7 protein-coding genes are annotated in these 12,797 nt (G+C 73.8%); 6 read left to right on the top strand and 1 reads right to left on the bottom strand.

Annotated features, from left to right (window positions below):
* Positions 1–113: 113 nt before the first annotated feature.
* Complete coding sequence (locus tag AB0F40_RS00810) at positions 114–3,911, bottom strand: Rne/Rng family ribonuclease (protein ID WP_357462634.1); 3,798 nt, start codon at positions 3,909–3,911, stop codon at positions 114–116.
* 410 nt (positions 3,912–4,321) lie between these two features.
* On the opposite strand from AB0F40_RS00810, the gene AB0F40_RS00815 reads away from it, so the two are divergent.
* From AB0F40_RS00815 to AB0F40_RS00840, 6 genes are all read left to right on the top strand, one after another.
* A complete protein-coding gene (locus AB0F40_RS00815) occupies positions 4,322–5,818 on the top strand; it encodes a cytochrome ubiquinol oxidase subunit I (RefSeq protein WP_357462637.1) in 1,497 nt (498 codons plus the stop codon).
* A gap of 71 nt (positions 5,819–5,889) precedes the next feature.
* Complete coding sequence (cydB, locus tag AB0F40_RS00820) at positions 5,890–6,939, top strand: cytochrome d ubiquinol oxidase subunit II (protein WP_357462640.1); 1,050 nt, start codon at positions 5,890–5,892, stop codon at positions 6,937–6,939.
* 22 nt (positions 6,940–6,961) lie between these two features.
* The gene (gene cydD, locus AB0F40_RS00825) at positions 6,962–8,992 is read left to right on the top strand and encodes a thiol reductant ABC exporter subunit CydD (protein ID WP_357462643.1); all 2,031 of its coding nucleotides are present in this window, start codon (positions 6,962–6,964) and stop codon (positions 8,990–8,992) included.
* Positions 8,989–10,962, top strand: coding sequence for a thiol reductant ABC exporter subunit CydC (gene cydC, locus AB0F40_RS00830; protein WP_357462646.1), 1,974 nt, complete (start codon positions 8,989–8,991; stop codon positions 10,960–10,962). Before cydD ends, cydC begins: the two co-directional genes overlap by 4 nt.
* Before the next feature lie 54 nt (positions 10,963–11,016).
* Positions 11,017–11,964 (top strand): ATP-binding cassette domain-containing protein, encoded by a 948-nt coding sequence (locus AB0F40_RS00835; protein ID WP_357462649.1) that lies wholly within the window; start codon positions 11,017–11,019, stop codon positions 11,962–11,964.
* Positions 11,961–12,728 (top strand): ABC transporter permease, encoded by a 768-nt coding sequence (locus AB0F40_RS00840; RefSeq protein ID WP_357462652.1) that lies wholly within the window; start codon positions 11,961–11,963, stop codon positions 12,726–12,728. Before AB0F40_RS00835 ends, AB0F40_RS00840 begins: the two co-directional genes overlap by 4 nt.
* Positions 12,729–12,797: the final 69 nt, after the last annotated feature.

The raw sequence follows: 12,797 nt of genomic DNA on the forward strand, positions 1-12,797 counted from the left end.
ACCGCAAGGAAGATCCGGGCACGCAAAAAACGGGGGCCGCCACCTCGCGGTGGCGACCCCCGTGCGGATCAGGTCAGAGGCCGAACAGCCTCGCCCAGAATCCCTTCTTCTGCTCAGGCGACCTCGTCGCCAGCTCCTTTGGGCGGCTCCGGCTGCCCAGTGCCGGAGCCCCCCTCCGGCGCGTCGCTCGCCGGCCGCGCGGCGTCGGCAGGTGAGTCCGCTGAGTCAGGCGAGTCGGGCGAGCCGGAGCTCGCCGACGACGAGGAGGCCGAGCCTCCGGTCGGGAGCTGGATCTGGTCCAGCGTGACCGGGCCCTCCGGGGCGGAGTCCTTCGGTTCGTGCGCGTGCTGTGCGGCTGCGGCGATCGTGGCGAGCGTGGCCTTGACGGCCTCGCGGGCCTCCGACCTCTCCTCGGGCAGGCTGGCGATCGGCGCGGCCTGCTCCGTCACCGGAGCCGCCTTCTCCTTGCCCCGCTTGCGGCGCGAACGCGCGGAGCGCGCACCCTCGTCCGACGACGCCGGCGCGGCGCCGGAGCCCGCTCCGTTGCCCGACTTCTCGATGGGCTCCTCGTGCACGATGAACCCACGGCCCTTGCAGTGCTCGCACGTCTCGGAGAACGCCTCGACGAGGCCCTGGCCGACACGCTTGCGCGTCATCTGGACCAGTCCGAGCGACGTCACCTCCGCCACCTGGTGCTTGGTGCGGTCCCGGCCGAGGCACTCGACCAGACGACGCAGCACCAGGTCACGGTTGGACTCGAGCACCATGTCGATGAAGTCGATGACGATGATGCCGCCGATGTCGCGCAGGCGAAGCTGCCGCACGATCTCCTCTGCCGCCTCGAGGTTGTTCCGCGTCACGGTCTCCTCGAGCGTGCCGCCGACGCCGGTGAACTTGCCGGTGTTGACGTCCACGACGGTCATCGCCTCGGTGCGGTCGATGACCAGCGAGCCGCCGGAGGGCAGCCAGACCTTGCGGTCCATGCCCTTGGCGAGCTGCTCGTCCACGCGGTGCACGTGGAACACGTCGGTGTTCTCGGCCCACTTGGACACGCGCTCGCGCAGGTCGGGCGCGAGCTCCTCGACGTACGTGGCGATCTCGTCCCACGCACCGGCGCCCTGCACCACCAGCGACGAGAAGTCGTCGTTGAAGATGTCGCGGACCACGCGGATCGCCATGTCCGGCTCGCCCTGCAGCAGGGCAGGGGCGTTCGCCTTCTTGGACTTGGCCTGGATGGCGTCCCACTGCCCCTGCAGGCGCTCGACGTCGGCGCGCAGCTCGTCCTCGCTCGCCCCCTCGGCGGCGGTGCGCACGATGACGCCGGCGCCCTCTGGCACGACCTCGCGGAGGATCTTCTTGAGGCGCGACCGCTCGGTGTCGGGCAGCTTGCGGCTGATCCCGGTCATGCCACCGCCCGGCACGAAGACCAGGTACCGGCCGGCGAGCGTGACCTGGCTCGTGAGCCGGGCACCCTTGTGACCGATCGGGTCCTTCGTGACCTGCACCAGGACCGAGTCGCCCGACTTCAGCGCCTGCTCGATCCGGCGCGGCTGGCCCTCGAGCCCCGCGGCGTCCCAGTTGACCTCACCCGCGTACAGCACGGCGTTGCGGCCCTTGCCGACGTCGACGAACGCGGCCTCCATGGAGGGCAGCACGTTCTGGACCCGGCCGAGGTAGACGTTGCCGGCCATCGACGCCTGCGACTGCTGCGAGACGTAGTGCTCCACGAGCACGCCGTCCTCCAGCACCGCGATCTGCGTGCGGCCGTCCTTCTCGCGCACGATCATCGACCGCTGCACCGACTCGCGGCGGGCCAGGAACTCGGCCTCGGTGATGATCTGGCGGCGTCGGCCGTGGTCCCGGCCCTCGCGGCGGCGCTGCTTCTTCGCCTCGAGGCGCGTGGAGCCCTTGAGCGCGGTGACCTCGTCGCTGCGGCTCGAGCGGACTGCGGCCGCCTCGGCGCGCTCACCGCGCGTGCCCCGGCGACGACGGCGACGACGGCGGCTGCCGCCCTCGTCCTCACTTTCACCGTCGCCGGTGTCCTGCGCCGACTCCTGCTCGCTCTCGTCCTCGGCGGACGTCTGTGCGTCGTCCTCGGCGTCGTCGTCCTGCTCCTCGTCCGCCGAGTCGTCCCCGTCGTCCGAGCGGTTCGCGCGGCCGCCACGGCGGCCCCGTCCACCCCGGCGACGACGGCGGCGCGACGGGCGCACCTCCTCGTCGTCGTACTCCTCGAAGTCCGCCGGGGCCAGCTCCTCGAGCGCTACGCCCTCGGCGGCCAGCTCCTCCTCGATCGCGCCGACCTCGTCCACGGCGGCGGCGTCGTCCTCGCTCAGCTCGGCCGCGACGAACTCCGGCGCGGCCGGAGCACTCTCCGCACGGGCGGGCACCTCCGCGGCAGCGTCATCGACCGGCTCGGCCGGCGCGCTCCGCGTGACGTCCTGGGCCTCTGACCCGACGGCCGGCTCGGCACTCGGTCCCGTGCGCCGCACAGCCCGGCGCGAGCCGGAACGGCGCGCCCTCGGCTCGGCCGGGGCCTCTGCCGGAGCCTGGGGCTCCGACCTCGACTCCGTCGGGGCCGCCGTCGTTGCCTCGGCGGACCGCTCCGCGGCGGGCTCGGCCGCGCGCGGGGCGGGCTCCTCGGTGGCCGGCTCGACGGGGCGAGCGACCGGACGCGCGAACTGCGGCGTCAGGTCCTGCGGACGCGGCGGCCCGGCGGGGGCCTGCGCGCGCCGAGAGCGGCGACCCGCCGACTCGTCCGGCGCCTGGAACAGCAGCGCTGTCGTGGCAAGGCGCGGAGCACGGGTGCCCGACGCAGTTCCGGCGGGCGACGTCGCCGGCTGTGCCGGTGCCTCGGCGGCGGGTCCCTGAGCAGCGGGCGCCTCGGCGGCGGGTGCCTGAGCAGCGGGGGTCTCGGCAGCGGGTGCCTCGGCGGCGGCGGGGGCCGGGTTCGGCTCCGACGCCGGACGCCGGCTGCGGCGTGCCCGGGTCCTCGGCGCCGGCTCGACCGGAGCCTCGGCGGCCGGGGTCTCCGCCGGCGCCTGCTCAGCCGGCGCCTGCTCGGCGGGGGCTTCCGCGACCGGTGCGTCCCCGGCCGACGCCGTCTCGGCCACCGGCGTCGTCTCGGCCACGGGCTCCGTCGAGACAGACTTGCGCCGCGACCGGGCGCGCTTGGGTGCCGCGTCCGCGGCGGGCTCGGCGACCGGCTCTGCGGCGGGCTCCGCGACCGGCTCCACCTTCTTGCGGCTACGACGCTTCGGAGCCGTCTTCTCGGGCTCTCCGGCCGGGCCGCCGGGCAGGACGATGTCGTCGAGGCTCCCGACCTCGTGCGCCGGAGCGTCAGCGGGCGTCGCCACGGGTTCCGGCAGCACGATGCCGGCCGGCTCGGACGCCTCGACCGGCTGCTCGACGGCCGCCTCGGGCTCGGGGACCACGGCAGGCTCGGGCGTCTCGGTGGCCCCGGGCTCGGTGATCGGCGCGGTCTCGGAAGTGATCTCTGTCTCGCTCGGGACCGGCTCGGCCGCCGGAGCGGGCTCGACCGCGACCGGCTCGGCCGCCGTCGGCTCGACCGGGGCAGGAGCTGGCGCCGTGGGCGAGGAGACACCACGTACGGCCCGGCGCCTGGGGCGCTTGGCGGCCGGCTCAGCGGTCGCGGAGGTCGCCACGACGGCGGTGCCGCCCGTGGTCACGGGCTGGGCCTCGGCCGGGGGCTCGGACGCGTCCGACGACCCGACGACGATGGGCTCGACAGTGGCCGTCGAGACGACGGACCGGGTGGCCCGACGACGCGGGCGCTTGGCCGGCGTGGCGTCCGCCGGGGCCTCCCCACCAGTGGTGACCTGGGCGTTCGCCTCAGGTGCGTCGTGATCATCCTGTGACCCGATGGTCGAACCGGTGGTGCTGGAAGGCGTCACGTGAGGTGCTCCTGTAGCCGGCGTCCGCTCCACACCATGCGGACCGCCAGGCGGTCGGTCGTCCGGCTATGCATCGCGGCGAAGCGACACACCGGGCGGAAGTCTCGGCTGCGGCCCTGTTCCCACGGTCTTCGCGGACGCCTGCGGCCACGTTCTGTCGTGACAGCGGCACCGCGTGCGGATCGCGGGCAGTGTTGGACTCTGCAGGCCGCGCAGGGGATGTGGGCCCACGCGGCTTCGTCCAGTATCGCACAAGAGACGGGGCCTGCTCTGCGAGCGTCTGACGCCGTGTACAGTAGCTTGTGAAGACATTCACAAGCGACGGACGAGCCCCGTGGCAGCGGCTGGCCTGCTGGATCAGCCTCACGCCCCGAGGGCGGAGCCGTTCGGAGAGACCTCAGGAGCCCGGAGTGGAAGCTCTCGACCTGGCACGCTGGCAGTTCGGCATCACGACCGTCTATCACTTCATCTTCGTGCCGCTCACGATCGGCCTCGCACCCCTGGTGGCCGTGATGCAGACCGCCTGGGTCCGCACGGGGAACGAGCGGTGGCTCAGGCTCACCAAGTTCTTCGGCAAGCTGTTCCTGATCAACTTCGCGCTCGGCGTCGTCACCGGCATCGTGCAGGAGTTCCAGTTCGGGATGAACTGGAGCGAGTACTCCCGGTTCGTCGGCGACGTGTTCGGCGCACCGCTCGCGATGGAGGCCCTCGCCGCGTTCTTCATCGAGTCGGTCTTCCTCGGCCTGTGGATCTTCGGCTGGGACCGGCTGAGCAAGCGCGTCCACCTGGCGTCCATCTGGGCCGTCGCCGTCGCGGTGAACCTGTCGGCGTTCTTCATCCTGGCCGCCAACTCCTGGATGCAGCACCCCGTGGGCGCCCGGTACAACCCGGAGACCGGCCGCGCCGAGATGGAGTCGATCTGGGCGATCCTCGCCAACAGCACGCTGTGGGCGGCCTTCCCGCACGCGGTGGCCGCGGCCTTCCTGACGGCCGGGACGTTCGTGGCCGGGATCGCCGCCTGGTGGATGGTGCGCCTGGCCCGGACCAGACGGCCGGAGTCCGTCGAGCTCGCCCGGAACGTCTACCGCCCGGCCGTGCTCCTCGGCACCGTGGTCATGCTGGTCTCGGGCGCCGGCGTCGCGGTGACGGGCGACGTGCAGGGCAAGCTGATGTTCGAGCAGCAGCCCGGGAAGATGGCGTCGGCAGAGGCGCTGTGCACGGGCGAGGAGGCGGCCGCCTTCTCGATCCTCACCATCGGTGACCTGTCCAACTCGTGCGAGGGCGTCCGCCACGTCCTCGAGGTGCCGGGGCTGTCGAGCTACCTCGGCACCGGCAAGTTCTCCGGCGAGGACAGCTACCTGCCCGGCGTCGAGGACGTCCAGCAGGAGTACGCCGAGCGGTTCGGCGAGACCGACGACGACGGGAACCCCATCTCGTACACGCCCAACCTCGCCGTCACCTACTGGAGCTTCCGGCTCATGATCGGGTTCGCCGCGGGGTCAGCGCTGCTCGCCCTGGCGGCCCTGTGGTTCACCCGCGGCGGCCGGGTCAGCGACAACCCCTGGTTCGCCCGCATAGCGATCGCGGCGATCCCCACCCCGTTCCTCGCCTCGTCGTTCGGCTGGATCTTCACCGAGGTGGGACGCCAGCCCTGGGTGGTCGCCCCGAACCCCACCGGGATCGACCAGATCCGGCTGCTCACGATGCAGGGCGTCTCCACCGTCGTCAGCCCCGGGATGATCCTCACCTCGATGATCGTGTTCACGCTGCTCTACGGCGTGCTCGGCGTGATCTGGTTCCGGCTCATCCACCGGTACGCGACCGAGGGCGTGCCCTCGACGGTGCGCGACGAGTCGCCGGAGGCCGCCGGCGACGAGACGGACCGTCCCCTCTCGTTCGCCTACTGACCACTCCCGGCCTCCCCCACCAGACCTGACCGACCTGCCAGTGAGATTGCCAGAGAGATAAGGACGTGACCGTGGACCTCGCCATCGTGTGGTTCGTCATCATCGCGGTTCTGTGGACCGGGTACTTCGTGCTCGAGGGCTTCGACTTCGGCGTCGGGATGCTGATGTCGCTGCTGCCCCGCGGGGACGCCCCGCACCGGGAGAAGGAGCGACGGGTGCTGGTGAACAGCATCGGCCCGGTCTGGGACGGCAACGAGGTGTGGCTGATCACGGCCGCTGGGGCCACCTTCGCGGCGTTCCCCGAGTGGTACGCCACCCTGTTCTCCGGCTTCTACCTGCCGCTGCTCGCGATCCTGGTGGCGCTCATCGTGCGCGGTGTCGCCTTCGAGTACCGCGGCAAGATCTCCGACGCCGTCTGGGCGCGCCGCTGCGACGTCGCGATCCAGGTGGGCTCCTGGGTCCCGGCCATCCTGTGGGGAGTCATGTTCGCGAACCTGGTGCGCGGTGTCCAGCTCGACGACGCGCACCAGTACGTGGGCGGGCTCGCGGCACTGTTCAACCCGTTCGCGCTGCTCGGGGGCCTGACGACGCTCGTGCTCTTCCTGCTGCACGGCACGGTGTTCGTAGCCCTCAAGACCGACGGCGCGATCCGGGTGCGGGCTCGCCGGTTCGCCGGGGTGCTGACGCTCGTCGCCCTGGCCGTCGCCGGGGTCTGGGCGGCCTGGACGCAGGTCGCGTTCTCGCCCGCCTGGACGTGGGCGGTCGTGCTCGCCGGCGCGCTGGCCCTGGTCGGCGTCCTGCGGACCAACCGGGCCGGACGCGAGGGCTACGCGTTCGCGCTCTCCGCGGTGACGATCATCGCCGCGGTGGCCCTGATCTTCGGGTCCATGTTCCCCGACGTGATGCCGGGCCTGGCCGGAGGCAGCTCGCTCAGCATCGCGGAGGCGGCCTCGACGCCGTACACGCTGACCGTCCTGACGTGGGTCGCCGTGGCGCTGACTCCCGTGGTGATCCTGTACCAGGGATGGACGTACTGGGTCTTCCGGCGCCGGCTGACCGTGGACCATATCCCCGCACCGGCCGGCCTGACCTGGAAGAAGATCAAGGACTCGGCGTTCTGAAGGACAACGGGAGCACGAGCTGATGAGACCCTTCGACCCCCGGCTGCTGCGGCAGGTCCGTGCGGCCCGCTGGTACGTGGCGCTGACGGTCGGGCTCGGCGTGGCAGCCGCCGCCCTCATCGTGGCGCAGGCCCTGCTCATCGCGGACCTGCTGACACCGGTGGTGCGTGGGGACAGCCCGTCCGGGCCGGCGCTGGCGTGGCCCTTCGCGGGGCTGGCGCTCGTGATCGCCGGCCGGGCCTGCGTGGCGTGGGCGCAGGAACGGTACGCGCTGCGCGCCGCCGCCCGGACGATCGCCGAGCTCCGGCGCGCCGTGGTGGAGGCCTGGGCGCTGCGCGGCCCTCGGGCGGTCGGCACGACGGCGGTCGCCGGAGCTGCGGCAGACGGGTCCGCGGCAGGTGTGCCTGCGACAGGCGGGACGACGGCGGTCGGCGGGGCCGGCGCTCCGGCGTCGGGCAGCGGGAGCGGCGCTCCGGCGTCGGGCAGCGCAGGCAGCGGGAGCGGCGCGAGCCCGGAGGCCGAGGTCGCGACCCTGGCGACCCGCGGCCTCGACGCGCTCGAGCCGTACCTCGTGCGGTACGTGCCGCAGCTCGTGCTGACGGCGCTGCTCACGCCCGCGCTGGTCGGCGTCGTGCTGGGGCTGGACTGGGTCTCGGCGGTGATCCTGATCGTGACGCTGCCGCTCGTACCCATGTTCATGGTGCTCGTCGGGCGGCTGACGGCCGGGACGTCCGAGCGGCGCCTCGCCACCGTGGAGCGGCTGGGCACCCAGGTGCTCGACCTGGTCGCCGGGCTGCCGACGCTGCGTGCCTTCGGCCGGTCGTTCGGCCCGGGCGAGCGGGTGCGTGCGCTCGGTGACGCCTCCCGCAAGGCGACCATGGGGACGCTGCGGGTCGCGTTCCTCTCCTCGATGGTGCTCGAGCTGCTCACGACGCTGTCCGTGGCGATCATCGCCGTCGGGGTGGGGCTGCGGCTCGTCGAGGGCGCCATGGAGCTGCAGCCCGCGATCGCGGTGCTCGTGCTGGCGCCCGAGGTGTACCTGCCGCTGCGCCGGGTGGGAGCGGAGTTCCACGCCTCCGTGGACGGGGTCGCCGCGGCGGCGCGGGCGTTCGCACTGGTGGGGCCCGATGGTTCCGGCCCGCCGAAGGGTGCGGACGTCCCCGCGCCGCGGGTGGCGGGCGGCGAGCTCGTGCTGGAGGGGGTGTCCGTGCGGGCCGTCGGCCGCGGGGTCGTCGCGCCTGCCGGGCTGTCGGCGCGGATCCCGCTCGGGGCGAACCCCGGTGCGGGCGGGCGGGTCGTCGCGCTGCGCGGGCCGAGCGGGTCGGGCAAGTCGACCGCCGTGCTCGTGGTGCTCGGGCTGCTGGCGCCCGACGCCGGGCGGGTCGGGCTGGTCGCCCCCGGCGGCGCGTTCCGGGACCTGGCTGATCCGCGGGCGTCCGGGCTGGAGAGCTGGTGGTCGGCGCTGACCTGGGTTCCGCAGCGGCCCTCGCTCCCGCCGGGACGGCTGCGCGAGGTCGTCCTGGACGGCACGTCCAGGGTCAGCGACCGTGCACTCACCGAGGCCGCACGCCTGACCGGGCTCGACGCCGTCGTCGGCTCCCTGCCCGATGGCTGGGACACACGCGTCGGGCTCGGCGGCGTGGGGCTGTCCGTGGGACAGCGGCAGCGGGTGGCGCTCACGTCCGCCCTGCTCGACGACGCGGCGACCAAGCCGCTGGTGATCCTCGACGAGCCGACGGCGCACCTCGACGCGCGCGGCGAGCAGGGCGTCCTCGACACCGTTCGAGCCTGGCGGGACGCCGGTCGCACGGTGCTCGTCGTCGCGCACCGGGCCTCGCTGCTCGGGCTCGCGGACCAGGTGATCGATGTCCGCTCGGTGGCGGAGCCGGAGCCGGTCCCGGATCCGGAGCCGGGTCCGGAGCCGGTCCCGGCCCTGGGCGCGGGCACAGTGCTGGCCTCGGGAACGGGCGCGGCGGCGGGCACCGCGGGCGACGCCGGGAGTCGCGCACCGGCTCCCGCGGGACGTCCCGCGACAGATCGGAAGGGACGATGACCACAACGACTCAACCGTTCGCCCGGCAGGCGACGGCCGACCCGCTGCGGCGCATCCTGCCGCTGCTGGAGGTCCGCCCGGTCAAGGTAGCGGCGGCGATCGGGCTCGGCGTCCTGGCCCTGGCCTGTGCGATCGGGCTCGCGGCGGTGGCGGCCTGGCTCGTCGCCCGCGCGTACCAGATGCCGCCGGTGCTCACGCTTTCGGTGGCCGTGGTGGCGGTGCGGGCATTCGGGATCGGGCGCGGTGTGCTGCGTTACTGCGAGCGCCTCGCCTCGCACGACGTCGCGCTGCGGGGCATGGCGGCTCTCCGCGCCAACCTGTACGACCGGCTCGCCGCGGACGACCGTCCGGTCACGGTGCGACGGGGCGAGCTCCTGGCGCGGATCGGCCAGGACGTGGACGACGTCGGCGACATGGTGGTTCGCGCGCTCGTGCCGGCGGGGGTCGCGGTCGTGACATCGCTCGGTTCGGTGATCCTGCTGGGCGTGCTGCTGCCGGCGGCGGGCGTGGCGCTGGCGCTGTGCCTGGTGCTCGCCGGGATCGTGACGCCGTGGCTCGCGGCACGGGCTGCGGCCCGCACCGAGGCGCGGGGCGCGGCGGTGCGGGGCGAGGTGACCGCGCTGTCCCTCGAGGTCCTCGAAGCATCGGCTCCGCTGCGGGTCTCCGGCCGGTTCGGTGCGCGCCTGGCGGATCTCGACGCGGCCGACGCGCGTCTGACTGCCGTCGCCGACGACGGCGCCCGTACCTCCGGGCTGGCCGCCGCGCTGGGGGCGCTGGCGCAGGGTCTCGCGGTGCTCGCCTCGCTCGCGCTCGGGATCCCGGCTGCGATGTCGGGGTCGCTGTCCGTGGAGGCGCTGTCCGTGATCGTCCTGACGCCGCTCGCCGTGTTCGAGGCGACCGCGGGGCTCCCCGCCGCCGCGGTCCAGCTCCACCGGTCGAGGGAGGCCGCGCGACGGCTGCTGGAGCTGCTGCCGGCAGACCCGAGGCCGGGCGCACGGACCACCGGAGAGCCTGGTTCGCCGGAGAGAGCCACTGCGGGCGGGGAGGCGGACGGGCACGTCCGGTCCGGGGAAACGGACGGGCACGTCCAGTCCGGGGAAACGGACACCGGCGGTAGCGCGGCGCGAGAGGCGGGCGGCGCGCTGCTCGTGCTCGACGACGTCGCAGCCGGCTGGCCCGACGCCGTCGGCAGGCCGCAGACGGCGGTGGAGGGGGTGTCCCTGACGCTGCGGCCGGGCTCGGTCGTGGCGCTGGCGGGGCCGTCCGGCGTCGGAAAGTCGACGCTGCTGATGACCGCAGCCGGTCTGATACCGCCGCTCGGGGGGACCGTGTCCGTGTGGTCGGTAGAACGTCAGATGATCGGCAGCCCGAGTTACCGATCACCTGACGTTCTACCGACCACACCCGCCACCCCGCCCACCCCCACCCCCACCCCAGCCCTGTTCGTCGGCGAGGACGGGCACCTGTTCGACACCACGGTGCTGGAGAACCTGCGGGTGGCACGCGGCGACGTCACGCCGGCCGAGGCCCGGGCCGCGCTCGACGCCGTCGGCCTGGGGGCGTGGCTGACGGCACTCCCCCGGGGGCTGGACACCCTGGTGGGCACGGACGCCGCGGCCGTCTCGGGGGGCGAGCGCCGTCGTCTGCTGGTGGCTCGCGCGCTGCTGAGCCCCGCACGGGTCCTGCTCGTGGACGAGCCAGCGGAGCACCTGGACGGCGGTACCGCGGACGCCCTGGTGCGCACGGTGGCGGCGCACGCACGCGCGACCGGCCGGGCGGTGCTGCTGGCGACGCACCGCCTCACGCCGCTGGCGGCGGTCGACGAGGTGGTGGTGCTCGGGTTCGGCGAGGGTGTCCGGGCGTCGGGCACGCACGCGGACCTGCTGCGTGACGACCGGGACTACGCCTGGTCGGCAGCGCAGGAGGCCGACCTGCTGGACCCGCAGTCGCCCGCCGCCGAACCAGGGTGAGAACCGGGGGCATCCCGGAGCCGCCCCGGCGGCGGGCGGCCTAGCGTCGGCCCCATGATCACCATCTCGGCGCTGACCAAGCGCTATGGGGACCTGACCGCCGTCGACGACGTCTCCTTCACCGCGCGACCCGGCCGGGTCACCGGGTTTCTCGGGCCGAACGGCGCGGGCAAGTCCACGACACTGCGCATCCTCACCGGTCTCGCCGAGGCGACCTCCGGCACCGCCGAGGTGCTCGGCCGCCGGTTCGCGGACCTGCCCAACCCCGGTCGGGAGGTGGGGGTGCTGCTCGACGCGTCGGCCCAGCACGCCGGCCGTACCGGCAGGGAGTCGCTGGTCCTCGCCCAGCGCACCCTCGGGCTGCCCGCCGCCCGCGTGAGCGAGACGCTCGACCGGGTGGGCCTCACCCCCAAGGAGGCCAAGCGGCGGGTGGGGAACTACTCGCTCGGCATGCGGCAGCGGCTGGGCGTCGCGACGGCGCTGATCGGCGAGCCGCAGGTGCTGATCCTCGACGAGCCGGCCAACGGGCTCGATCCAGCGGGCATCCGCTGGATGCGTGACCTGCTGCGCGGCTTCGCGGACGACGGCGGCACCGTGCTGCTCTCGTCCCACCTCCTCGCGGAGATCGAGACCATCGCGGACGACATCGTGGTGATCGGCGGCGGACGGGTGGTGGCGGGCGGCCCCAAGGCGGAGCTCCTCGCGGGCGTCGGCACCCTGGTCCGCGCCGACGACGTCGGCGCGCTCACCGCCGCGCTCGAGGCCGCGGGGCAGACGGCGTCCCCGACCGACGACGGCGCCGTACTCACGGACGCAGACCTGGCCGGTGCGGGACGCGCGGCCTTCTCCGCCGGCGTCCCGGTGACCGAGCTGCGCGCGGCGGACGGCGTGGGCCTCGAGGAGACCTTCCTCGCCCTCACCGCGCCGACCCAGCGTGACGCCGGCGGCACCCGCCCTCCCGTGTCCTCGCACGCACCGACCACGACAGGAGCCGTCGCGTGAGCACTCCCGACCGCACCGCGCAGATCCCGTTCCGCCGGCTCGTCGACGTCGAGCTGCGCAAGCTGGCCGACACCCGGTCGGCGCTGTGGCTCCTGGTGAGCATCGCGCTCATCGCGGTCGGCGCCGTCGCCGTCCTGGTCCTGTTCGCACCCTTCCAGGCGACCTACGCCGACCTGGCCAACGCGGTCGCCTACCCGCTCGGGCTGCTGGTGCCGATGGTCGGGCTGCTCTCGATCACGAGCGAGTGGAGCCAGCGGGGCGCGCTGACCACCTTCACGCTGGTCCCCCGGCGCGGCCGGGTGATCGCCGCCAAGGCGGCGTGCGTCGCCGGGCTCACGGTCGTTGCCACGGCGCTGACGTTCGGGCTGGCGGCCTGCGGGGCACTCCTGAGCGCGGCGGCCGAGGGGACCGCGGCGGTGTGGAACCTGTCCTGGGCCGATCACCTGTACCTGTTCACGTTCCAGGCGATCGGGGTAGCGGTCGGGTTCACGCTCGGCGCGATCCTGCGCCGGTCGTCCGTGGCGCTAGTGGGCTACCTGATGTTCGCGCTGGTCGTGCCCTCGCTCTCCAGCCAGCTCGCCCTCGGCGTGGAGTGGTGGGGCGCCGCAGCCCCGTGGCTCGACCTCACGCACGCCCAGTACGCGCTGCTCGGTGCGACCGTCACGGGCGAGCAGTGGACGCAGCTCGGTATCACGGCGGCGCTGTGGATAGCCGTCCCGTTCGCCCTGGGACTCTGGCAGCTCCGCCGCGTAGAGATCCGCTGATCACGCTGACCAGGTGAGAACGGGGTTGTGTTCCGCTGAGCACCGTTCAGGAACACAACCACGTTCTCG

Source organism: Promicromonospora sp. NPDC023987, assembly GCF_040639055.1.
GTDB lineage: Bacteria > Actinomycetota > Actinomycetes > Actinomycetales > Cellulomonadaceae > Promicromonospora.